Below are 24,453 nucleotides of genomic sequence, written 5' to 3'. Positions count from 1 at the left end.
GTTAGCTAAACGGTTAACCGTTCTGGTTGATGACGGCTTCAACGACGCTGTTCGGCGCCTCTTCGTATTCCGCAAACTCCATGACGTAGCTTGCGCGGCCCTGGGTCTGAGAACGCAGATCGGTCGCGTAACCGAACATCTCAGCCAACGGAACCCGAGCACGAATGACTTTACCCATGGCACTGTCATCCATACCCGACACAATACCGCGTCGACGGTTCAGGTCGCCCATGACATCACCCATGTAATCCTCGGGAGTCACAACCTCGACCTTCATCACCGGCTCAAGCAACACGGCCTTGGCCTTAGGCGCCCCTTCCTTGATCGCCATGGAAGAAGCCACCTTAAACGCAGTCTCGTTAGAGTCCACGTCGTGGTAGGAGCCATCGTACAGCGTAACCTTGACGTCGATCATCGGATAGCCCGCGATGACACCGTTCTGCAGCTGTTCAAAAGCACCTTTTTCGACAGCACCAACGTATTCCTTAGGAACGGCGCCACCGACGATCTCAGAAGCAAACTTAAATGTCAGCTCCTCGTCTTCACCTTTATCTTCGGCCGTCAGCGGCTCAATGCGCAGATAAACGTGACCATACTGACCACGACCACCCGACTGACGAACGAACTTACCTTCTTGCTCAACCTTGCCGCGAATGGTTTCACGGTAAGCAACTTGCGGCTTACCGATATTCGCCTCAACTTTAAACTCGCGACGCATACGGTCAACGAGAATATCCAAGTGAAGCTCACCCATACCGGAAATAATGGTCTGACCCGTTTCTTCATCCGTCTTAACACGGAATGACGGATCTTCCTGAGCCAGTTTGCCCAGAGCCACACCCATTTTCTCCTGGTCCGGCTTCGATTTCGGCTCAACCGCCACCGAAATAACAGGATCAGGGAACTCCATGCGCTCTAGAACAATCTTATTGTCTATGTCACAAAGCGTATCCCCTGTTGTGACATCTTTCAGGCCGATACAAGAAGCTATATCACCTGCCAAGATCTCTTTGATCTCAACACGAGAGTTTGCCTGCATCTGCACCAGACGACCGATACGCTCACGCTTCTGTTTAACAGAGTTGTAAACCGTATCACCCGACTTCAGCACGCCCGAGTACACACGCACAAACGTCAAAGTACCAACAAAGGGATCGGTAGCAATTTTGAACGCCAAGGCAGCAAAGGGTGCGTTGTCGTCAGCTTCACGCGTTTCGACAGTACCCTCTGCGTCGTCCAGCTCACCCTCGATGGCCTTAACCTCGGTGGGCGACGGCAGGTATTCAACCACGCAGTCCAGCACAGCCTGAACACCCTTGTTCTTGAACGCAGAACCACAAGCGACCAAGACAATTTCATTCTTCAGCGTGCGACGACGCAAACCGTCCTTGATTTCAGCAACAGACAGCTCACCTTCTTCAAGGTACTTCTCCATCAGCTCGTCGGTGCCCTCGGCAGCAGCCTCGACCAGCTCTTCACGATACTTCTCAGCAGTTTCTTGCAGCTCGGCAGGAATATCGACCAGCTCATAGCTGACACCGAGATCCTTCTCGCCCCACAAAATAGCCTTCATTTCGATCAGGTCGATGACACCCTTGAACTCATCTTCTGTACCCCAGTTAATCTGGAGCGGCACAGCATTGGCACCCAAGCGATCTTTCAGCTGAGCAACAACGTTGAAGAAGTCGGCACCGGTGCGGTCCATCTTGTTAACGAAGACCATACGCGGGACTTCGTATTTGTTCGCCTGACGCCATACAGTTTCAGTCTGCGGCTGAACACCCGAGGATCCACACAGTACAACAACAGCACCATCCAACACGCGCAAGGAACGCTCAACTTCGATAGTAAAGTCAACGTGCCCAGGCGTATCGATGATGTTGATGCGGTGCTCATCGAACTGGTGATTCATACCTTTCCAGAAGGTCGTTACAGCAGCAGAGGTGATAGTAATACCACGCTCCTGCTCCTGCTCCATCCAGTCAGTAGTCGAAGCGCCCTCGTGAGTCTCGCCAAGCTTATGGTTGACCCCAGTATAGAACAACACTCGCTCTGTAGTGGTGGTCTTGCCGGCGTCGACGTGAGCGACGATACCGATATTACGATAGCGCTTAAGTGGTGTTTTGCGTGCCACGGTAAGATTCCCCGTTGGTTGGCGATGCGTTTAGATGCGATGCACTTAGAAACGGAAGTGCGAGAAGGCCTTATTGGCTTCTGCCATGCGGTGCACGTCTTCGCGCTTCTTCACAGCCGAACCTTTACCTTCAGCGGCATCCAGCACCTCACCGGCCAGACGCTGCTCCATCGTTTTTTCACCACGACGGCGAGCAGCATCTACCATCCAACGCATGGCCAATGCTTCACGACGAGACGGGCGAACTTCAATCGGCACTTGGTAGGTAGCACCACCAACACGACGAGATTTCACCTCGACCATCGGCTGAATGGCTTCCAGCGCACGCTCAAAAATCTCTAGAGGCTCTTCATCTTTGCTACGCTCGGCAACCCTGTCCAGCGCGCCATAGACAATACGCTCAGCAACAGATTTCTTACCACTGATCATCAAGTGGTTCATGAACTTGGCCAAACGCTCACTTCCGAACTTCGGATCTGCCAAAATCTCGCGTTTGGCAGCAATCTTCCTTCTAGGCATGATAAGCCCTCAGTTAAAGGATCCTTCAGGTAAACCTGAGACATAGCTCAGCCTTACTCTTATCAGACCGTATCAAATATGTACTTCCTGGAGACATAGGCCACCGCACAAAACCCTGAATCAGGACTTCGGACGCTTGGTACCGTACTTGGAACGACCCTGCCTACGGTTCTGAACACCAGAGGTATCCAAAGCACCGCGAACGGTGTGATAACGCACACCGGGAAGATCCTTCACTCGGCCGCCACGAATCAGGACCACGGAGTGCTCCTGAAGGTTGTGACCTTCACCACCGATATAAGAAGACACTTCAAAGCCGTTGGTCAGGCGCACACGGCAAACCTTACGCAAGGCCGAGTTAGGCTTCTTCGGGGTAGTAGTGTAGACGCGGGTGCAAACACCGCGCCGTTGCGGACAAGCCTGAAGCGCAGGGACGTCGGTCTTTGTCACCTGACGCTTGCGCGGCTTGCGCACGAGCTGATTAATCGTTGCCATGTTGTATCGCTGACTCCAATGGGTTGCCATATCCCTCAATAGCGAGGCAGATATAACTGGCCCACTATTAAAGGCTGCGCATTTTAAAGGCTGAAACCTGGCCCGTCAAGCCCGGTGCCATAAGACACCGAGCTAAACCAGTCTTTCAGATGTTGCTATTTACTGTCGGCGTCCAGCGCGGTCAGCTGAGCACCCAATTCCTGCTCAACATCAAGCGCAGACGGCCGCTCTACTTCACCGCCACCTTCACGCAAGCGACGGCGCTCTGCATGATGCGTTAGGCCGGTACCTGCCGGGATCAAGCGCCCTACCACAACATTCTCTTTCAAGCCACGCAGATAGTCACGCTTACCCGTCACCGCCGCTTCGGTCAGAACTCGCGTCGTCTCCTGGAAGGAGGCCGCAGAAATGAACGACTCGGTTGCCAAGCTTGCCTTGGTGATACCCAGCAGCAAGTGCTCATACCTGGCAGGGAACTTGTCGGCCTTTTCCAGCCGCGCATTCTGTGCCAGCACTTGGCTAAGTTCAACATGATCACCGGGTATATAGTCGGAATCACCGGCATCAGTAATTTCAACCTTACGCAGCATCTGACGCACAATAACCTCGATATGCTTGTCATTAATGCCAACGCCCTGCAAGCGATAAACCTCTTGCACTTCAGCAGTGATGTACTTGGCCAGTTCGGCAACACCCAGCAGGCGCAAGATGTCATGAGGGCTGCTCGGTCCGTGCGAGACAACCTCGCCTTTCTCAACCGTCTCACCCTCAAACACCGCAAGCTGACGCCATTTATGAATCAGCGCTTCGTAAGCATCGCCCTCTTCCGGCGTAATCACCAAGCGTCGCTTACCCTTGGTCTCTTTACCGAAACTAACCACACCACTAATTTCAGCAAGAATTGCCGGATCCTTCGGCTTACGCGCCTCAAACAGGTCAGCAACGCGCGGCAAACCACCGGTGATATCTTTGTTGGCTGTCGCCTCAACAGGAATCCTAGCAACAACCTCACCCACACCAATAGGCGAGCCATTATCGGCGGTAATAATTGCCTTACCAGGCAGCGGGTATTGCACTGGCGTGTCTGAACCAGGCAGCGTCACTGTTGCCCCACTCTCGTCAGACAGCAGGATCATCGGGCGCTTATCACGACCAGCCATTGGCCGCGCTGCCGCATCGATGACTTCGATAGATGACAATCCAGTCATCTCATCGACGCTACGGTGCATGGTCAGGCCTTCTTCCAGCTCGGCGTACTGCACCTTACCCTGAGCCTCAGCAATGATCGGGTGAGTGTGCGGATCCCACTTCGCCACCATCTGCCCTGCATCGACCTGGTCTTCGCTGCGTACCGACAGTTCCGCACCATAAGGCAGCTTGTAGTACTCGCGCTCACGACCGTGGTCATCAGCTACCGCCAATGCGCCAGAACGAGAAACCACCACCAGCTTACCGTCAGCACGCTCTACCGACTTGACATTATGCAGGCGCACCGTGCCACCGTGCTTAACCTGAACACTATCAACTGCCGAAGCCCGCGATGCCGCACCACCAATGTGGAAGGTACGCATCGTCAGCTGGGTACCCGGCTCACCGATGGACTGAGCGGCAATAACACCGACCGCCTCACCAACATTTACCTGGTGACCACGCGCCAAGTCACGACCATAGCAGCTAGAACAAACGCCGTGAGCTGCCTCACAGGTAATAGCTGAGCGCACGACAATTTCATCAACGCTCATGGTATCAAGCTTGGCACACCAAGCTTCGTCGAGCAGCGTGCCACGCTCAATCAGCACTTCATCACTGACCGGATCAATGACATCGGCTGCCACAACTCGGCCCAGCACACGCTCAGCGAGGGTAACAATAATGTCCCCACCCTCAATTACCGGATGCAGCGTCAAGCCCTGCTCGGTGCCGCAGTCGGTTTCAATGATCACCATATCCTGGGCCACATCCACCAAACGACGCGTCAGATAACCAGAGTTAGCTGTCTTGAGTGCCGTATCCGCCAGCCCTTTACGCGCCCCGTGGGTCGAGATGAAGTACTGCAGAACGTTCAGGCCTTCACGGAAGTTTGCAATGATCGGCGTTTCGATGATCGAACCATCCGGCTTGGCCATCAAACCACGCATACCCGCCAACTGGCGAATCTGGGCGGCACTACCACGCGCACCAGAGTCAGCCATGATGAAGACACTATTGAACGAGTCCTGCTCGACTTCCTCGCCTTCGCGATTGGTAACCGTTTCCTTGGAAATGCCTACCATCATGGCCTTGGCCACCTGGTCGTTAGCACGCGCCCAAATATCAATTACCTTGTTGTACTTCTCGCCTGCAGTCACCAAGCCTGACGAGAACTGGTCTTCAATTTCTTTAACTTCTTCTTCGGCAGCATCAACGATTGCCGCTTTCTCAGCAGGAATGACGAAGTCATTAACACCAATTGAGGCTCCTGACCAAGTGGCCATACGAAAGCCGGTGTACATCAACTGGTCAGCAAAAATTACCGCTGGCTTGAGACCCGCACGCCGATACACTTCGTTGATCAGTTTCGAGATAGCTTTTTTCTTCATCGACTGGTCGATCAACGCAAAAGGCACACCTTCCGGCAGAATGCGGAACAACAACGCACGCCCAACGGTGGTGTCATGCAAGCGACGCACTTCCGTACGCTCACCGGTATTCTCGTCGATATCAACTTCATCTAGCCGCACTTTAACGCGCGCATGCAGCTCAACATGTTGGGTGCCGAAAGCACGCTCTACCTCATCGAGGTCGGAGAACATCATACCCTCGCCTCGGGCATTAACCTTCTCGCGGGTCATGTAATAAAGACCCAGCACCACATCCTGAGATGGCACGATGATCGGCTCACCGTTAGCCGGTGACAGCACGTTATTCGTGGCCATCATCAGTGCACGGGCTTCAAGCTGAGCTTCAAGCGTCAGCGGTACGTGTACCGCCATCTGGTCACCGTCAAAATCGGCGTTATAGGCAGCACACACCAGCGGGTGCAATTGAATCGCCTTGCCCTCAATCAACTGCGGCTCAAAGGCCTGAATGCCCAAGCGGTGCAGAGTCGGAGCTCGGTTCAACAACACCGGATGTTCGCGAATTACTTCTGCGAGGATATCCCAAACTTCCGGCAACTCACGCTCGACCATCTTCTTCGCTGCTTTGATCGTCGAGGCTTGCTCGCTGGCCTGCAGCTTGGAATAGATAAACGGCTTGAACAACTCCAGCGCCATCTTCTTGGGCAGACCGCACTCATGCAAACGCAGTGTTGGCCCCACCACGATGACCGAACGGCCAGAGTAGTCGACACGCTTACCCAGCAAGTTCTGACGGAAGCGGCCCTGCTTACCTTTGATCATGTCGGCTAGCGACTTGAGCGGGCGCTTATTGGAACCGGTGATCGCACGACCACGACGCCCGTTATCAAGCAGCGCATCAACCGCTTCTTGCAACATGCGCTTTTCGTTACGCACGATGATGTCTGGCGCATTCAGATCCAGCAGGCGCTTGAGGCGGTTATTCCGGTTAATCACTCGGCGATACAGATCATTCAGATCAGAGGTCGCGAAGCGGCCACCGTCCAGCGGTACCAGCGGGCGCAAGTCTGGCGGCAACACCGGCAGAACTTCCATGACCATCCAAGCGGGGTTATTACCAGAGCCATGGAATGCCTCCAGCAATTTAAGACGCTTAGACAGCTTCTTGATCTTAGTTTCAGAGTTAGTCTGTGGAATTTCTTCACGCAGACGCTCAATCTCTTCTTCCAGATCAATGTCCTTGAGCAGAGACTGCACAGCTTCGGCACCCATGCGGGCATCAAAGTCATCACCAAACTCTTCAAGTGCCTCAAAATACTGCTCGTCATTGAGCAGCTGGCCACGCTCCAGCGTCGTCATGCCTGGGTCGATAACCATAAAGCTTTCAAAATACAGCACGCGCTCAATATCACGCAGGGTCATGTCGAGGAACATGCCGATACGCGACGGAAGCGACTTCAAAAACCAAATATGTGCAACCGGTGAAGCCAGTTCGATATGCGCCATCCGTTCACGGCGCACTGCCGCTTTGGTAACTTCGACGCCACACTTTTCACAGATGATACCGCGGTGCTTCATGCGCTTGTACTTGCCGCACAGACACTCGTAATCTTTCACTGGGCCAAAGATTTTGGCGCAGAACAAGCCGTCACGCTCGGGCTTGAAGGTACGGTAGTTAATGGTCTCAGGTTTTTTGACCTCACCAAAAGACCAAGAACGGATCATGTCCGGCGAGGCAAGCGAGATTCTGATCGCTTCGAACTCATCGGACTGAGACTGTGATTTGAGAACTTTGACCAAATCTTTCATGGATCGCTCCGCTGCGGAGTTATCGTGACGGGGGCAACCTGCACCCCCGCGGACCGTCATTCTTTGAAGTGCCCTTACGGCAGCCTCAATCCTCCAGCTCGATGTCAATGCCCAGCGAGCGGATTTCCTTCACCAATACGTTGAAGGATTCCGGCATTCCCGCTTGCATGGCATGGTCACCGTCCACGATGCTCTTATACATCTTGGTGCGACCTTCCACGTCATCCGACTTGACCGTGAGCATTTCCTGAAGGGTGTAGGCGGCGCCGTAGGCCTCCAGGGCCCAGACCTCCATCTCACCAAAGCGCTGGCCACCGAACTGCGCTTTACCACCCAACGGCTGTTGGGTAACAAGCGAATATGAGCCGGTAGAACGCGCGTGCATCTTGTCATCCACCAAGTGGTTGAGCTTGAGCATGTACATATAACCCACGGTTACCGGCCGGTCGAAGGCTTCGCCAGTACGACCATCATACAGGGTCATCTGACCAGACTCCGGCAGATCAGCCAGCTTGAGCAACTGCTTGATCTCGCTTTCCTCAGCCCCGTCAAAGACCGGCGTTGCCATCGGAACACCGCCTTTCAGGTTTTTGGCCAGCTCGATGACTTCATCATCATCCAGAGCATCTAGGTTCTCGACGCGTGTACCATCAATCGAGTTATACACCTGGCCAAGGAACTCACGCAGCTCCTTAACCTGCCGCTCACGCTCATGGCGAAGCAACCGCTCAACCTTCACACCAAGGCCATGAGACGCCAGCCCCAGGTGAGTCTCAAGAATCTGCCCCACGTTCATCCGCGACGGAACACCCAGCGGGTTGAGAACGACATCAATAGAGTCGCCATTATTATCAAACGGCATGTCTTCGACGGGCATGATTGCCGAGATAACACCCTTGTTACCGTGACGCCCAGCCATTTTGTCGCCCGGCTGCAGACGGCGCTTGATCGCAAGGTACACTTTGACGATTTTGAGCACACCTGGCGCTAGGTCGTCGCCCTGAGTCAACTTGCGTTTCTTGTCTTCGAAACGCTCTTCCATTTCTTTGCGACGATTTTCAAGCTGCTCATTAGCCTGAGCCAGCAGCTCATTAAGGCTTTCGTCCTGCATGCGAAGCTTGAACCACTGGTTATGTGGCAGCGCCTCAAGGTAGTCATGCGTCAGGACATCGCCCTTCTTGAGTTTTGGGCCGCCATTAACAGGCTTGTCAACCAAGTTGCGCAACAGACGCTCATGAGTCGCAGTTTCAGCAATTCGATAAGTCTCGTTAAGATCTCTGCGAACCTCATCAAGCTGCATCTTCTCAATCGACAGTGCCCGCGAATCCTTTTCTACGCCATCACGTGTAAACACCTGAACATCAATAACGGTGCCCTTCATCCCTGTAGGCGCACGCAGCGATGTGTCTTTTACGTCAGACGCTTTTTCACCAAAGATGGCACGCAGCAGTTTTTCTTCCGGCGTCAGCTGGGTTTCACCTTTCGGCGTCACCTTACCAACCAGAATGTCGCCTGGACCGACTTCCGCACCAATATAAACCACACCCGCCTCGTCCAGATTGGACAAAGCCGACTCACCAACGTTAGGAATGTCCGAGGTAATTTCCTCAGAGCCCAGCTTGGTGTCTCGTGACACACACGTCAGTTCCTGAATATGGATAGTGGTAAAGCGGTCTTCTTCAACGGCGCGCTCCGAGAGTAGGATCGAATCCTCGAAGTTATAGCCGTTCCACGGCATGAAGGCGATACGCATGTTCTGACCCAAGGCCAGATCACCCATATCTACTGACGGGCCATCGGCAAGAATGTCACCACGCGCCACATCATCACCAGGCCGCACAATGGGGCGCTGATTCTGACAGGTGTTTTGGTTAGAACGCAGGTACTTGGTCAGGTTGTAGATATCTACCCCAGCCTCACCGCCAATGATCTCATCTTCATTGACCCGCACCACAATGCGTTTGGCATCTACCGAGTCGATAACGCCACCACGACGCGCCACAGCACAGACACCGGAGTCACGCGCAACAACGCGCTCCATTCCAGTACCGACTAACGGCTTGTCGGCACGCAGGGTTGGCACGGCCTGACGTTGCATGTTGGCCCCCATCAGGGCGCGGTTAGCATCATCGTGCTCAAGGAACGGGATCAACGCGGCTGCGACTGATACTACCTGACGCGGCGATACGTCCATCAACGTCACTTGCTCAGGACGCATAAAGGTGGTTTCACCCTTGTGACGCACCTGAACCAGGTCGTCAACAAGCTGCTTCTGTTCGTTCACCATGGCCGAGGCCTGGGCGATAACGTAATCGCCTTCTTCAATAGCCGACAGACGTACCACGTCATCGGTCACCTGACTGTCGACCACCTTACGATAAGGCGTCTCAAGGAAACCGTAGCTGTTGGTGTGGCTATAAGTGGCCAGCGAGTTGATCAAGCCGATGTTCGGGCCTTCCGGCGTCTCGATCGGACATAGACGACCATAGTGAGTGGCATGAACGTCACGCACTTCAAAGCCGGCACGCTCACGGGTCAGGCCACCTGGGCCGAGTGCTGACACGCGCCGCTTGTGGGTAACCTCAGACAGCGGGTTGTTCTGATCCATGAACTGGGACAGCTGACTGGAACCAAAGAACTCTTTGACTGCTGCCGCCACTGGCTTGGCGTTAATCAGGTCCTGGGGCATCAGGCCTTCACTTTCAGCCATAGACAGGCGCTCGCGCACAGCGCGCTCAACGCGCACCAGCCCTACGCGGAACTGGTTTTCTGCCATTTCACCAACGCAACGCACGCGGCGGTTGCCCAGGTGATCAATATCATCGACCTCACCAAAGCCGTTACGAATATTGATCAGCTCTCTGAGCACATCCAGAATATCACCTTGATCCAGAACCCCAGAGCCTGTGTCTTCTGCACGACGCAAACGGCGATTGAACTTCATGCGACCGACGCCAGACAGGTCGTAACGGTCTTCTGAGAAGAACAGGTTGTTGAACAGTGTCTCAGCAGACTCTTTTGTCGGCGGCTCGCCAGGGCGCATCATGCGATAGATTTCAACCAACGCCTCTAGCCTGGAATTGGTGGTATCCAAGCGCAGCGTATCGGAAATGAAGGGCCCACAATCGAGATCGTTGGTGTACAGCGTCTCAAGCTGCTTAACGCCTGCCGTAGCAAGAGCCTCCAGCACCTCAGGTGTGATGGCAGTATTACACGGGCAGATCAGCTCACCCGTTTTAGCATCCACCTGGTCCTTGGCTAAGATCTTGCCATACAGATATTCCATCGGTACTTCAAGACGCTTCAGCCCGGCTTTTTCGAGCTGGCGGATGTGCTTCTGGGTAATTCGGCGACCTTCTTCAACAATCACACCGCCATCAGCATCTTTGATATCAAATGTCGCTGTTTCACCACGTAGGCGCGACGGCACCAGATCCACGGAGAAACCTGTCTTCTCGACATGGAAAGAGCTGGTATCAAAGAACTCACCAAGAATTTCCTCGGCACTCATGTCCAGCGCACGCAACAGCACCGACGCTGGCAGTTTACGACGACGGTCGATACGCACAAAAACCGCGTCTTTGGGGTCGAACTCGAAGTCCAACCACGAGCCGCGGTAAGGAATCACTCGCGCAGAATACAGCAGCTTACCGGACGAGTGGCTCTTGCCCTTATCGTGGTCGAAGAACACGCCCGGCGAACGGTGCAGCTGGGAAACGATGACACGTTCGGTACCATTGATTACGAAGGTACCATTTTCAGTCATCAGGGGAATTTCCCCCATGTAGACTTCCTGCTCTTTGATATCCTTAATCGCCTTGTTTGACGAGTCCCGATCATAGATGATCAGGCGGACTTTAACGCGTAAAGGAGCAGAATACGTTACACCACGCAACTGGCATTCCTTGACGTCGAATGCCGGCGTACCGAATCGGTAGCTGACATACTCCAACGCCGCATTACCAGAGAAGCTGGCAATCGGGAACACGGACTTGAAAGCCGCGTGCAGCCCGACTTCCATACGCTCGTCAGGCGAGCGGTCCTGCTGGAGAAAGTCATAATAGGAATCAAGCTGGATCGCCAGCAGGTAAGGCACATCCATCACTTGCGGCAGCTTGCCAAAATCCTTGCGGATGCGTTTTTTCTCAGTGTATGAGTAAGCCATCTGTATTCCCCAGCTTGTTCACCATGGGTGACCGATGCATGTCGGCGCCACCTGATGAAACCGGCTTCATCAGGCGCTGACGGCGAGTCACCAACAGGAGCTCGCCATCGGAATTCGTCTAGCGGTAGCCTAGCGGCATCCGACTAGCAACAACAGAAAAAGGCCGGCAGCGGGCGTCCCGCCACCAGCCATTGAAGCTCACGCAATGCATGGCTTCGAGCACAAGGGTTACTTGAGCTCCACGCTCGCGCCAGCTTCTTCCAGCTTGGCTTTTGCTTCTTCAGCTTCTTCCTTAGACATAGCTTCTTTAACTGTCGCAGGAGCGCCGTCAACCAAGCCTTTAGCTTCTTTCAGGCCCAGGCCAGTGATTTCACGCACAGCCTTGATCGCGTTAACTTTCTTCTCGCCAGCGCCGGTCAGCACCAGGTCAAATTCTGTCTGCTCTTCTGCAGCAGCAGCGTCACCACCACCAGGGCCAGCAACAACAGCAGCGGCAGCAGAAACGCCAAACTTTTCTTCCATCGCTTCAATCAGCTCAGCAACATCCATAACAGACATTTCAGCGACGGCGTTAATGATGTCTTCTTTGGTCAGTGCCATTTTCATTTTCCTAAACTTTGCGGGAGCCTCGACGCGCGATGACTCAATGATTCAATATTGATTCGGCAACAGGAAACAAACAGCCCTATCAGGCGGCCTCTTCCTGCTTCTGGTCGCGCAATGCGGCCAGTGTGCGAACCAGCTTGCCAGCAGATGCTTCTTTCATGACGGACATCAGATTGGCGATCGCTTCGTCGTATGTCGGCAATGTTGCCAGACGATCCAGATCGCTAGCCGGGATGAGCTCGCCTTCGTATGCCAGCGCCTTAACTTCAAAGTTCTGCTCAGCCTTGGCGAACGCCTTGAACAAGCGGGCAGCAGCGCCCGGGTGCTCAGTGGAGAAAGCCAACAGAGTCGGACCTACGAAGCTCTCATTCAGACACTCCCAAGGAGTATCCTGCAGGGCGCGGCGTGCTAGGGTGTTACGAATAACACGGATCTGCACGCCATTCTCACGAGCCTGCTTACGCAGTTCGGCCATTTTATAGACCGGTACGCCGCGAGAGTCAGCAACGACGACGGAGAGAGCATCCTTGGCCGCTTCACTGACTTCGGCAACAATGGCTTTCTTGCCTTCAAGTGCTAGTGCCATAGTGATCACTCCTTCGTGCCGGAACCTCATTGAGGATTCCGGTGGTTACCATCTCTCTCTGGCAGAAGCCAGAGAGCCTAATGATGGTGCTCACCAGATAGCTGGCGGCCACACCATCTGCGCAGGCCATCCCTAGGGATGATTAAGCCGCCCTTCTTTAGAAAGGCGGCACCTGCGGTCTTTGACGGTGCCCCGCCCCTGGCATCTCGAGAGAATGCTGCACGGGGACCGCAAAGTTCACTGCCTGTTTTCGACCGTTACTCAGACGAGAGAGGAATGGTCGATAGTCAGCCCCGGGCCCATGGTAGTGGACAACGAGACTTTCTTGAAATAAATACCTTTGGAGGTGCTCGGCTTAAGACGCTTCAAGTCGCCGATCAGTGCATCCAAGTTGCCACGAAGCGCAGCCGCATCAAAGTCAACTTTACCCAAGCTAGTATGAATGATGCCGTTCTTATCGGTACGGAAACGCACCTGACCCGCTTTAGCATTCTTAACCGCAGTCGCCACATCAGGCGTCACTGTGCCAACCTTGGGGTTAGGCATCAGGCCACGCGGACCAAGAATCTGACCAAGCTGACCCACAACGCGCATCGCATCTGGCGAAGCAATGACCACGTCAAAATCGAGCTGACCCTGCTTAACCTGCTCAGCCAGGTCGTCCATACCGATCACGTCGGCACCGGCTTCCTTGGCAGCATCAGCATTAGCGCCCTGGGTAAACACAGCCACGCGTACATCGCGGCCAGTTCCATGGGGCAGCACGGTAGCACCACGTACTACCTGGTCAGATTTACGCGGATCAACACCAAGGTTAATCGCCACTTCCACAGTTTCTTTGAACTTAACTGTAGACAGCTCAGCCAGCAGCGCAACAGCTTCATCGAGGCTGTAGGCTTTGGTGGAATCAACTTTTTCGCGAATCACCTTCGCACGCTTTGAAAGCTTAGCCATGATTAGAGACCCTCCACGTTCAGGCCCATACTACGGGCACTACCGGCAATAGTACGCACGGCAGCATCAAGATCCGCAGCCGTCAAATCCGGCTCCTTGGTCTTAGCGATCTCTTCGAGCTGCTCGCGGGTCACGGTCCCAACCTTCTTCTTGTTCGGCTCACCTGAACCGGACTTGATTCCAGCCGCTTTTTTCAACAGGACTGCCGCAGGCGGCGTCTTGGTGATAAAAGTAAAGCTACGATCGGAATAAACAGTAATCACCACGGGAGTCGGCAGACCCGGCTCTAAACCCTGTGTTTCAGCGTTAAACGCCTTACAGAATTCCATGATGTTAACACCGTGTTGACCCAGCGCGGGGCCCACGGGGGGACTCGGATTAGCTTTACCCGCTGCAACTTGCAGCTTGATGTAAGCCTGTACTTTCTTGGCCATAATGGACTCCAGTTGGGTACTAGCGCCTTTCGGCTCCCCGGTTCAAGCAGCCACTAACACTACTGGCTGCAGCAATAATCTATTCTTTTTCGACCTGGGCAAATTCCAGCTCGACCGGTGTAGAGCGACCAAAGATCAACACACTGACCTGAAGGCGACTCTTATCGTAGTTGACTTCCTCAACCACACCGTTGAAATCGGCAAAAGGCCCGTCGATAACACGCACCGACTGACCTGGTTCAAACATCGTCTTGGGACGCGGCTTATCCACGCCATCTTTAACACGACTAAGAATGCCTTCCGCCTCACGTGGCGTAATCGGTGCTGGCTTTTCCTTGGTACCGCCAATAAACCCCATGACACGCGGCGTTTCATTCACCAGGTGCCAAGTTTCATCGGCCATTTCCATTTCGACCAGCACATAACCGGGGTAAAACTTGCGCTCACTCTTACGGCGCTTGCCGTCACGCACTTCTACCACTTCTTCGGTCGGCACCAGAATCTCGCCAAAGCGATCTTCCATCTCATACATCTTTACCCGCTCGATGAGCGAGCGCATGACCTGTTTTTCAAACCCGGAATAGGCATGTACGACGTACCAACGCTTGGACATGAGCTCTCCTAACCAATAACGCTGGTCATTAACCAGCCAATTAGCGTATCGATCGCCCACAGCATCAGGCCGACCACCAGTATGGCCGCCAGCACAATGGCTGTCGTCTGGATAGTTTCGGGGCGCGTTGGCCAGACAACTCGCTGAATTTCTTTCTTGGCACTGCGCGCCAGCTCTACCAGGGCCTTGCCCCGCGTAGTCACCAGCGCAACACCTGCAGCAATAGCACACACCGCGACAACACCTAGCACGCGGTAGAGGATTGCAACATCAGTGAACCAGGCGTTACCGATCACAGCAATCGCCAAAAGAATGACGACCACCAGCCACTTGAGACCGTCGTGGCGCGAGCCTTGCACCTCGGCGTTTGGCTTCATGAAACAAGACTCCTCAAGGCGTGGCAATCGAAGCATAAATGAAATAAAACCAGTCTGGGGAAGACTGGCAGGCCAGGAGGGAATCGAACCCCCAACCTGCGGTTTTGGAGACCGCTGCTCTGCCAATTGAGCTACTGGCCTGTATCTCTCTCACGGACTGCTCTTTGCAAGCACCCCGATGACAGCGGGCGACATCATAGCGAATCTAACCACCGATGACAACCCTACCAACACTTACCCTCAAACACTTTCTCAAACAACCTAGCGCAACCCACCTACGTCAGCCACGCTCGGCACACTCACAACACCAAAAGACAAAACAGGCGAGCCTGAGCCCGCCTGTTTTTTATCTGGAGCTCATGGACGGATTTGAACCGTCGACCTCACGCTTACCAAGCGTGTGCTCTACCCCTGAGCTACATGAGCGAAACACCTTCAAGCAAACACCAACAAGATGGAGCGGGCAGCGGGAATCGAACCCGCATCATCAGCTTGGAAGGCTGAGGTTCTACCATTAAACTATGCCCGCAAACGTTGCTTGATTCAGCGTTGTCTTGCTCTTGCCACAAAACTGCATTCTTTAAAAACACCAATGCAATCTTGGATTAACTGGTGGAGGGAGAAGGATTCGAACCTTCGAAGCTTTCGCGGCAGATTTACAGTCTGCTCCCTTTGGCCACTCGGGAATCCCTCCAGATGGCGGTGCATTCTACCGCCTGAGCCCAACAAGTCAAGTAATTGTTGTTCGAATTACCTGACTTACTACAGCTAGCTACACGGCAAAACCACCAGCAGCTTCACAGAGCGCGGCGGAGTATTTCAAACGAGAGAGGACAATGCAACCCTTGCCCGAATCTTTTCCAAAGCAATCGGGCTCAACACCCTTGGCGCCCCCGACATGCGACCAGCACGCTCCGCCACGGTTAATGGAAACGAAGCCTCCAAACCGCCATAAACCATGTCAGGCCATACCGCATGTGGCATTTGCAGCCCGCGTGAAACCACTTGTGCATCCCCACCAGTCACCAACATTGGCAAAGCGACACTTTCCCGGTCACACACCTCATGATAAGCGCTGTTTACCGCACTGATCGCCGCCATATAAATCCCATGATTCACTGCCTCAACAGTTCGCCGCCCCGGCACCAGCAACTCTTCTGCTTCGCTGTCAGGGTCAATAGCCACATTGCGCGTTCCGAGCTTGAGACTCTCCTTCATCAAGCGCAGCCCAGGGACAATATACCCCCCAAGATGCCGCCCACCCGGAAGCACAAAATCGATGGTGATAGCGCTACCACAGTCGACACTGCAGCACCCCCCTGCCAGCTGATAGCTTCCCAGCACACCCATCCAGCGATCCACACCCAGACGACTCGCGTCTTGATAGCCATTCGTTACACCGAGTGCCTCGGGCACCGAACGAGCCACATGCACCTGCCGCACTTGGCGCCTTAGCAGCGATACCGTACGCGCCAGCACCGACTTTCGCGCCACACTGGAAATACGCACCGCCTCGACCACATCAAGATCCGGAATATCCGCACCCGGACGCCACTCTTCACGAGTCCAAACAGCACCGCGCGAGCGAATCTCACTGCTATTTGCATCTTTAAGCCGCCATTTAGAAAGCGTATTACCAATATCCAGGTCAAGTATCACAGGCGCCTCCGCAAACTAACCTCGCCACCAGCAAGGCGCTCACGCCCGCCAGCATGCCTGACCCACAAGTTGCCTGCGGTATCGGCCGACTCCGCAATCGCAGATAACCGCTGCTTACCTCGTATTACCTCAACAGGCAGGCCAGCAAAGCCATGTCGTGCATTCCAGGCATCCTGCCAAGGAGCAAAACCGCTCTTTTCAAAACCCGCCAACAGCGGCAGCAGCGAGTCAATCACGTCTGCCGCCAGCACGTTACGACTCAACGCTGGCGACTGGTCATGCACAGTCGCAACCGACTGCTCAATGTCACCGCGAAAAGCCGCCGAGAAATCAACATTGATACCCAGCCCAATAACCGCCTCACAGGGCCCAGCCACATCACCACTGACTTCAACCAAAATACCAGCCAGCTTAGCAAAGCTACCGTCTGCCATAGCCAACAACACATCATTTGGCCATTTGAGAAAAGGCCTAACTGCATGACGCTCCAACACTTGAGCCAAGACAACACCCACCGCCAAACTAAGCCCTTCAAGAGAAGCCACTCCGGCTTCGAAGCGCCAACCGGTGGATAGCATTACAGCCCCTCCCCAAGGCGCCGACCACCTGCGCCCTCGGCGACCACGCCCAGTTTCCTGATATTCGACCAGGCACACTTCTCCATGCCCCGCCCCCTGCATAAAGCGTTGGCGCAGATACTCATTGCTTGACGGCAAACTGTCTTCGACGATCAGTCGCTGCAAATGCCGACGCGAATCGCGTGACAGCTTTGACACTAGAGCAGCACCATCAAGCAGCTCCAAAGGACGAGCCAGCCGATATCCTCGCCCTCTGACCGACACCAGCTCGATACCCAGCGACTCCAGTTTGCGCAACTGCTTCCACACGGCAGCCCTAGACACCCCAAGACGCTCGCCCAGTTGCTGACCCGAGTGCAACTCACCGTCACTCAGCAAACGAATCAGGTCGCCAATGGTCATGCGTTTTTCTCCAGCCACTGCCTAATACTGGCCTCAACCCCATCGGCATCTAACCCACAGCCTGCCAACAGCTCCTCAGGCGTGCCATGCTCAATAAACGCATCAGGCAGCCCAAGATTAAGCACAGCCACCGTTCGGCCCTCTGCCAACAACAGCTCACCAACAGCACTCCCCGCACCGCCAGCAATAACATTTTCTTCCAGCGTAACCAGTAGCGAGTGACGATCAGCCGCCGCAAGAATCGCCGCTCGGTCAAGCGGCTTGACCGAGCGCATATTCAAATGCGTCGCATCAAGCCGCTCAGCCACGTCACCCGCAACGCCGTTGAGCGTGCCAAACGCCAACAACGCAACACTGGAGCCATGATGGCTCGCCTCGCGACGCCACTCTGCCTGCCCAATCGCCAGTGACTCAAGGTGACCAGGAACCTCAACACCAGGCCCGGTGCCTCGCGGGTAACGCACTGCTGCCGGCCCCGGATAATGGTAGGCCGCACTCAGCATGGCACGACACTCCGCTTCATCAGCAGGCGCCAGCACTATCAACCCCGGGATACAACGCAGGTAAGACAAGTCTAGGGTGCCATGGTGGGTTGGCCCGTCTTCACCAACCAACCCTGCTCGGTCAATCGCAAAGGTCACATCCAGATCCTGCACCACGACGTCATGAATCAGCTGATCATAGCCACGCTGGAGAAATGTTGAATAAATTGCCACTATCGGCTTCACACCCTCGCACGCCATACCGGCTGCCAGCGTTACCGCATGCTGCTCAGCAATCGCCACATCGTAATACCGCTCAGGAAACTCCGCCGAGAAGCGGATCAGGTCCGAGCCTTCACGCATAGCTGGCGTAATGGCCACCAAGCGCTCATCAACTGCTGCCATATCACAAACCCAGTCGCTGAACACGCTACAGAATTTGCGCGGCGTCGAACCTGCTGACCCTGCGGGCGCTGGCTTTAGGCCGACTGAAGACTCACCGCTTGACTGCTGCTTGGTTTTTTCAAGTTTGGTGATCGCATGATAGCCAACAGGGTCCCCTTCGGCGGGCAAAAAGCCTCGCCCCTTGCGAGTTCTCACATGAAGAAACTGCGGCCCCTCTAGGTTGCGCATGCTACTCAACGCATCATTCAAGGCATCAAGATCATGCCCATCAATCGGGCCAACGTAGTTAAAGCCCATCTCTTCAAACAATGTCGCCGGGCCGACCATACCCTTAACATGCCCCTCTGTGCGGCGCGCAATTTCTAGCGCTCCGGGCAAGTGCGAAAGCACTTTTTTACCGCCCTCCCGCAACGTGGTGTAAGGCTTACTAACCAAGATTTTTGCTAAATAGCTTGCCATCCCCCCGACATTTTCCGAAATAGACATCTCGTTGTCGTTGAGCACCACCAACAGATTAGCGTTGACGTGGCCAGCATGAGCCAGCGCTTCAAACGCCATCCCTGCTGTTAATGCGCCATCACCAATTACCGCACACACTCGCCGCGACTCTCCCTTCGTGCGCGCCGCCAGCGCCATTCCCAGCGCTGCCGAAATGGATGTACTGGAATGGCCTACGCCAAAGGTGTCGTACGCCGACTCGGAACGACTAGGGAAAGCCGCCAAACCGCCACGCTGGCGAATACCAAGGATGGCGTCACGTCGGCCGGTGAGAATTTTATGGGGATACGCCTGATGACCAACATCCCAAACCAGGCGGTCATGGGGCGTCAACAAAGCACGATGCAGCGCCACCGTTAGCTCCACCACTCCTAGGCCTGCGCCAAAATGCCCACCCGACACACCCACGCTGTAAAGCAGATAAGCACGCAGCTCATCAGCCACCTGCTCTAGCTGACTAAGTGTCATGGCACGTAAAGCGGCCGGCGCATCCAGCATATCTAGCAATGGTGTGGTTGGACGCTCAACCGGAATTTCATCGAACAGCTTCATGGTTGCTCTATCTGTCGTAGAAACGAAACGCGCCCTGCTACAGGCGCCCATTCTCGCCTCAGTGGTCTCGCTCGATCATATAGCGTGCCAGTTCAGCCAAAGGCACACCGGCGTCACCCAGCGGCTCCAACGCTGCCACACCTGCCTCGACTAGCTCACAGGCCTTGGCCTGAGCTGTCTCCAGGCCCAACAGCGCTGGATAGGTTGGCTTATGGCGAGCCGCATCAGCGCCACTGGCCTTACCCAACGTTGCGGTGTCACCGGTTACATCGAGAATGTCATCATGAACCTGGAAGGCCAGCCCGATCGCACCCGCGTAGCGCTCCAGCGCCGCCAGCCGCGCATCATTTTCTTCAGCGACCACCAACCCACCCAACCGGACCGCCGCACGAATTAAGGCACCGGTTTTGTGGTCATGAATAGTCGCCAAGCCTGCCAAGTCTGGGTCTTGTCCGACTGCAGCAAGATCCATCATCTGCCCAGCCACCATACCACCGCGTCCAGCGGCATCTGCCAGAGTGGCAACCATAGGCGCCAAGCGCAAGCCTGACTCTCGGGCCAGCACCTCAAAGGCCAGCGCCTGCAGCGCATCTCCCGCCAAAATGGCCGTGGCCTCATCAAAAGCGCGGTGCACGGTTGGCTGGCCACGGCGTAGATCATCGTCATCCATGGCGGGCAGATCATCGTGCACAAGAGAATAAGCATGAATCAATTCTAACGCCATTGCTGGCGCATCCAGCGCCGCGTCTTCTGCGCCCAACGCCCTGCCGGCGGCATAAACCAGCACTGGACGCAGGCGCTTACCTCCCACCAGCACACCATGGCGCATGGCGTCATCAAGCCTCGGCGCTACTGCCCGGCGATTATCGAACAGCGCCTCAAGACAAGCGTCAATGCGCGCCCGATCAGCCGCTAGGCGTGCCGCCATACTGTCAGCAGTCATTGTTACCGCCCCCTCTGAATTCACCAGCATCCTGCGGGTCAAAAGGTGCAAGCACCGGCCCGCCATTACTGCCCTCGGTCAAGGTACGTACTCTGAGCTCGGCCTCACTGAGCCTGCGCTGCGCATCATTAGCAAGACGCACGCCCTGCTCAAAAGCTTCTAGCGATCCCTCCAAGCTCAGCGCTCCGGACTCCAGCTGTTGTACCAGCGCCTCCAAGCGCTCAACTGTTTCGGCGAAGTCAGCCGGTGGCTGCTCACCAGCGCCTTGTGCAGATTCTCTGCTCGCCTCTTCACTCGCCGCCATGGGCCCCTCGGCTATGGTTTCTTGAAGTCGAATAGTATACACGCTCAACGCACGCGAGCGCGGACACCGTGTGCCATTAGAAACGCATCGGCATCTCTATGCATCTGACTCATGGCCACCACGCTGCTTTTTCATTCGAGGCAGCCAGCGTCTGTGCTATTATGCAACCCCATATTTTTCCGATCCGATATACGTTACGTATAGCAAGAGGTTGTTTCGACCATGGCCAAAACGTCCCTGGACAAGGGCAAGATAAAAATCCTACTGCTCGAAGGCATCCACCAGAGCGCAGTGGACACTCTACTCAATGCGGGTTACACCAACATCGAGCGACTCCCCACGTCCTTGGACGAAGAGGCCTTGATCGAAAAAATCCGCAGCGTGCACTTTATCGGGATCCGTTCACGCACTCAGCTTACCGAGCGCGTTTTTGCGGCGGCTGAGAAACTGGTAGCCGTGGGCTGTTTCTGCATCGGCACTAACCAAGTAGACCTCGGCGCAGCACTGGTGCGCGGCATCCCTGTATTTAACGCCCCCTACTCGAATACCCGCTCAGTAGCAGAGCTGGTACTGGCCGAGTCGATTATGCTGCTACGCGGCATTCCTGAGAAAAGCACCCGCGCGCATCAAGGCGGCTGGTTGAAGTCAGCCAAGCACTCTCATGAGGCACGTGGCAAAGTACTGGGCATCATCGGCTATGGCAACATTGGCGCGCAGCTTTCAGTACTGGCTGAGTCGCTGGGTTTTGAGGTCATCTATTATGACGTCATCACCAAGCTGGGCATGGGCAATGCCAAACAGGTAGGCAGCATGGAAGAATTGCTGAGCCGTGCCGATATCGTCAGCTTGCATGTCCCCGATCTGCCGGCCACACGCTGGTTGATTGGCGAGCCTCAGATCGCCCTGATGAAGCCTGGCAGCATACTCATCAACGCATCACGCGGCAGCGTAGTAGTGATTGAAGCCTTGGCTGACGCCATCAAGGACGGCCGACTAAACGGCGCAGCCATTGATGTTTTCCCAACAGAGCCCAAAGGTAACGAAGAAGAGTTTGTCAGCCCGCTACGCGGCCTGCTCAACGTTATTTTGACACCGCATATTGGCGGCTCAACACTGGAAGCTCAGGAAAACATTGGCAAGGAAGTCGCCGAAAAACTGGTCACCTACTCTGACAACGGCACAACCATTACCTCGGTTAACTTCCCAGAAGTTGCCCTACCAGCCCACCCTGACAAGCACCGTTTACTGCACATTCATGCTAACGTGCCAGGCGTCATGTCAGAAATTAACCGTGTGTTATCAGAAAACAACATCAATATCCTCGGCCAATATCTGCAAACCAACGAAAAAATTGGTTATGTGGTTATTGATGTTAATAAAGAGTACGGTAGCCAAGCACTCGAGGCATTAAGTGCCGTTAAGCATACCAAGCGCGTCCGAGTGCTCTATTCCGAGACCGTCCTCGAAAGCTGACCAGCACACCTCCAGACGGGCAATATAGCCCGCCTGTGGCAACAGCACGAAATCAACACTATCTCGCCGCCACGGCCAAGCCTGGCGGCGGTTCTCGTTAACCACATAACAAGGAATACCGCCATGCCCACCGGACTGGCTTACTCCACCGTCATTCTGGTTTGGGCGACCACGCCCTTAGGTATCAAGTGGAGCGCCGAGGCCGGCGCCCCCATCGGCAGTGTTATGTTACGCATGGGGATTGCCTTGGTAGTGGGTGCCATTATTCTGCTGTTAATGCGCAAACCCTTCCGCCACGACCGCCGCGCATTAGTCAGCTACGCCTGTGCCGTGCCTGGCGTATTCGGCGCTATGGCCTTGAGCTATCAGGCGTCGCAAACTTTACCGTCGGGGATGATCTCGGTCATGTTTGGCATGGCACCATTGATTTCAGGCGTGATTCTGCAAGCACTACCCGGCGCCATACGGCTACAGCGCTGGCACTGGCTAGGTTGCGCCCTTGGCGTAGTGGGCCTGGCAGTAATATTTATCAACAGCCTGTCACTGGGCGGGGCCGAGCAGCTCATGGCCCTTGCCATGATGCTTGGGGCGGTAACCTTATTCAGCGGCAGCGGTATCGCGGTGCAGCGTGCCGCTGCCGGCTTGCATCCCATGGTACAAACCGTCGGCGCCTTGGCACTGTCGATGCCTTTTTTCTTTATGCTGTGGATAAGCAGCGGAGAACCTCTTTCTATACCACTTTCGACACGTGGTTTTTGGGCGGTGCTGTATTTGGCACTCTTCGGATCGGTAATCGGCTTTTTATGCTATTACCTAATCCTGTCACGACTACATGCCGCCACCGTGGCACTGGTGACACTAATCACTCCCGTGCTGGCACTTACCTTGGGCATGCTACTCAACGCCGAGTCGCCTTCCCTTCCTATGCTGGTCGGTGCCGCCCTAATTCTGATTGCCTTGGGCGCTTACCTGTTTGGCGACCGTATCGGCCGACGTAGCCAATAGCCTCCGTCATTGGTCGTAGACACACCCATATTTCGTGCTGGCGCGTTAGGCTTGGCAAATATTTTTCACGGAGATGCCACCATGCCCGCTTCCAAAGCCTCTGCTCTTGACATGCCAGCTGTCAACTGCCACTTAGCCAGTGGCGTTGCCACTCTCACACTTAACCGGCCAGACCGTTTCAACACGCTATCTGAAACCATGCTCAGTGCGCTCTCTGACGCACTGCAAGCATTGCGCGAGGAACCGGAGCTACGTTGCGTGGTTATTGCCGCCACAGGTCGCGCCTTCTGCACCGGCCACGACCTCAAGGAAATGCAAGCACGCCAAGAGCACGCTTACTATCAAGATCTTTTCAGGCGCTGCGGAACGCTAATGCAACATATTGTCGATTTTCCGCTCCCCGTTATCGCCCGCGTGCACGGCGTAGCTACGGCAGCCGGTTGCCAGCTCGTCGCCAGCTGCGACATGGCCGTCGCTGCGCGTAGCGCTCGCTTTGCTGTTTCTGGCATCAATGTTGGCCTGTTCTGTGCAACACCTGCGGTGGCATTGAGCCGCGACATCGGACGCAAGCGCGCCTTAGAAATGCTACTGACGGGCGAGTTCATCAGCGCCGAAACTGCGCTGGAGTGGGGGCTAGTTAACCGCGTAGCCGATGATGACCAGCTTGATGAAGCCCTCAATGCCCTAACCGCCAGCCTGACCCAAAAAAGCGCATTAGCACTCAGCACCGGCAAAGCCATGTTCCGCCGCCAAGCCGAACTGCCACTGGAGCAAGCCTACGCCTTTGCCGCCGACACCATGGCTGACAACATGCTCGCTGATGATGTCAGCGAAGGCATTTCTGCCTTTTTTGAAAAACGCCCTGCACAGTGGCGACATCGTTGAGCACTGCCTACCAAACA

19 protein-coding genes and 4 tRNA genes are annotated in these 24,453 nt (G+C 55.0%); 3 read left to right on the top strand and 20 right to left on the bottom strand.

All coding sequences use genetic code 11. The features are described 5' to 3' along the window. Window positions 1–13: 13 nt before the first annotated feature. From fusA to H616_RS14130, 20 genes are all read right to left on the bottom strand, one after another. Window positions 14–2,134 carry an elongation factor G gene (gene fusA / locus H616_RS0103485; protein WP_027966106.1) on the bottom strand — a complete coding sequence of 707 codons (2,121 nt, stop codon included), beginning with the start codon at window positions 2,132–2,134 and terminating at the stop codon, window positions 14–16. Between the two features lie 45 nt (window positions 2,135–2,179). Further along, window positions 2,180–2,653, bottom strand: a complete 474-nt coding sequence (gene rpsG, locus H616_RS0103480) for a 30S ribosomal protein S7 (protein WP_027966105.1) — start codon at window positions 2,651–2,653, stop codon at window positions 2,180–2,182. Window positions 2,654–2,773: 120 nt separating this feature from the next. Next, a complete protein-coding gene (gene rpsL / locus H616_RS0103475; protein ID WP_027966104.1) occupies window positions 2,774–3,148 on the bottom strand; it encodes a 30S ribosomal protein S12 in 375 nt (124 codons plus the stop codon). 155 nt (window positions 3,149–3,303) lie between these two features. Beyond that, a complete protein-coding gene (gene rpoC / locus H616_RS0103470; RefSeq protein ID WP_027966103.1) occupies window positions 3,304–7,515 on the bottom strand; it encodes a DNA-directed RNA polymerase subunit beta' in 4,212 nt (1,403 codons plus the stop codon). A gap of 85 nt (window positions 7,516–7,600) precedes the next feature. After that, a complete protein-coding gene (rpoB, locus tag H616_RS0103465) occupies window positions 7,601–11,680 on the bottom strand; it encodes a DNA-directed RNA polymerase subunit beta (protein WP_027966102.1) in 4,080 nt (1,359 codons plus the stop codon). Between the two features lie 228 nt (window positions 11,681–11,908). Further along, the gene (gene rplL, locus H616_RS0103460) at window positions 11,909–12,280 is read right to left on the bottom strand and encodes a 50S ribosomal protein L7/L12 (protein ID WP_027966101.1); all 372 of its coding nucleotides are present in this window, start codon (window positions 12,278–12,280) and stop codon (window positions 11,909–11,911) included. A gap of 88 nt (window positions 12,281–12,368) precedes the next feature. Next, complete coding sequence (gene rplJ, locus H616_RS0103455) at window positions 12,369–12,872, bottom strand: 50S ribosomal protein L10 (protein ID WP_027966100.1); 504 nt, start codon at window positions 12,870–12,872, stop codon at window positions 12,369–12,371. 261 nt (window positions 12,873–13,133) lie between these two features. Beyond that, a complete protein-coding gene (gene rplA, locus H616_RS0103450; protein WP_027966099.1) occupies window positions 13,134–13,826 on the bottom strand; it encodes a 50S ribosomal protein L1 in 693 nt (230 codons plus the stop codon). A gap of 2 nt (window positions 13,827–13,828) precedes the next feature. Next, complete coding sequence (rplK, locus tag H616_RS0103445; protein ID WP_027966098.1) at window positions 13,829–14,260, bottom strand: 50S ribosomal protein L11; 432 nt, start codon at window positions 14,258–14,260, stop codon at window positions 13,829–13,831. 79 nt (window positions 14,261–14,339) lie between these two features. Beyond that, a complete protein-coding gene (gene nusG, locus H616_RS0103440) occupies window positions 14,340–14,873 on the bottom strand; it encodes a transcription termination/antitermination protein NusG (protein ID WP_027966097.1) in 534 nt (177 codons plus the stop codon). A gap of 8 nt (window positions 14,874–14,881) precedes the next feature. Continuing rightward, window positions 14,882–15,250 carry a preprotein translocase subunit SecE gene (gene secE / locus H616_RS0103435; protein ID WP_027966096.1) on the bottom strand — a complete coding sequence of 123 codons (369 nt, stop codon included), beginning with the start codon at window positions 15,248–15,250 and terminating at the stop codon, window positions 14,882–14,884. Window positions 15,251–15,315: 65 nt separating this feature from the next. Then, window positions 15,316–15,391: transfer RNA gene (locus tag H616_RS0103430), tRNA-Trp, on the bottom strand. Between the two features lie 210 nt (window positions 15,392–15,601). Further along, window positions 15,602–15,676, bottom strand: a tRNA-Thr gene (locus H616_RS0103425). 29 nt (window positions 15,677–15,705) lie between these two features. Further along, window positions 15,706–15,779, bottom strand: a tRNA-Gly gene (locus tag H616_RS0103420). A gap of 81 nt (window positions 15,780–15,860) precedes the next feature. Beyond that, window positions 15,861–15,944 (bottom strand) — tRNA-Tyr (locus H616_RS0103415). A gap of 125 nt (window positions 15,945–16,069) precedes the next feature. Next, a complete protein-coding gene (locus H616_RS0103410; protein ID WP_027966095.1) occupies window positions 16,070–16,909 on the bottom strand; it encodes a type III pantothenate kinase in 840 nt (279 codons plus the stop codon). After that, on the bottom strand, window positions 16,906–17,889 hold the full coding sequence (locus tag H616_RS0103405; RefSeq protein ID WP_027966094.1) for a biotin--[acetyl-CoA-carboxylase] ligase: 984 nt from the start codon (window positions 17,887–17,889) through the stop codon (window positions 16,906–16,908). The genes H616_RS0103410 and H616_RS0103405 overlap by 4 nt, the downstream gene beginning before the upstream one ends. Further along, on the bottom strand, window positions 17,886–19,826 hold the full coding sequence (gene dxs / locus H616_RS0103400) for a 1-deoxy-D-xylulose-5-phosphate synthase (RefSeq protein ID WP_027966093.1): 1,941 nt from the start codon (window positions 19,824–19,826) through the stop codon (window positions 17,886–17,888). Before dxs ends, H616_RS0103405 begins: the two co-directional genes overlap by 4 nt. 58 nt (window positions 19,827–19,884) lie before the next feature. Then, the gene (locus H616_RS0103395) at window positions 19,885–20,769 is read right to left on the bottom strand and encodes a farnesyl diphosphate synthase (RefSeq protein ID WP_051233945.1); all 885 of its coding nucleotides are present in this window, start codon (window positions 20,767–20,769) and stop codon (window positions 19,885–19,887) included. Continuing rightward, complete coding sequence (locus H616_RS14130; RefSeq protein ID WP_035572460.1) at window positions 20,759–21,073, bottom strand: exodeoxyribonuclease VII small subunit; 315 nt, start codon at window positions 21,071–21,073, stop codon at window positions 20,759–20,761. Before H616_RS14130 ends, H616_RS0103395 begins: the two co-directional genes overlap by 11 nt. A gap of 222 nt (window positions 21,074–21,295) precedes the next feature. Here H616_RS14130 and serA point away from each other — a divergent pair, with 222 nt between their 5' ends. The 3 genes from serA (at window position 21,296) to H616_RS0103375 (ending at window position 24,436) form a co-directional block, all read left to right on the top strand. After that, the gene (gene serA / locus H616_RS0103385; RefSeq protein WP_027966091.1) at window positions 21,296–22,546 is read left to right on the top strand and encodes a phosphoglycerate dehydrogenase; all 1,251 of its coding nucleotides are present in this window, start codon (window positions 21,296–21,298) and stop codon (window positions 22,544–22,546) included. Between the two features lie 123 nt (window positions 22,547–22,669). Beyond that, window positions 22,670–23,551, top strand: a complete 882-nt coding sequence (locus tag H616_RS0103380; RefSeq protein WP_027966090.1) for a DMT family transporter — start codon at window positions 22,670–22,672, stop codon at window positions 23,549–23,551. A gap of 81 nt (window positions 23,552–23,632) precedes the next feature. Continuing rightward, complete coding sequence (locus tag H616_RS0103375; RefSeq protein WP_051233944.1) at window positions 23,633–24,436, top strand: enoyl-CoA hydratase; 804 nt, start codon at window positions 23,633–23,635, stop codon at window positions 24,434–24,436. The last annotated feature ends 17 nt before the right edge of the window (window positions 24,437–24,453 follow it).

It is taken from the genome of Halomonas halocynthiae DSM 14573 (assembly GCF_000425725.1).
Taxonomy (GTDB): Bacteria; Pseudomonadota; Gammaproteobacteria; order Pseudomonadales; family Halomonadaceae; genus Halomonas; species Halomonas halocynthiae.
Note: the sequence above shows the minus strand (reverse complement) of the source record. Positions and strands in the feature narration are given on the sequence as shown.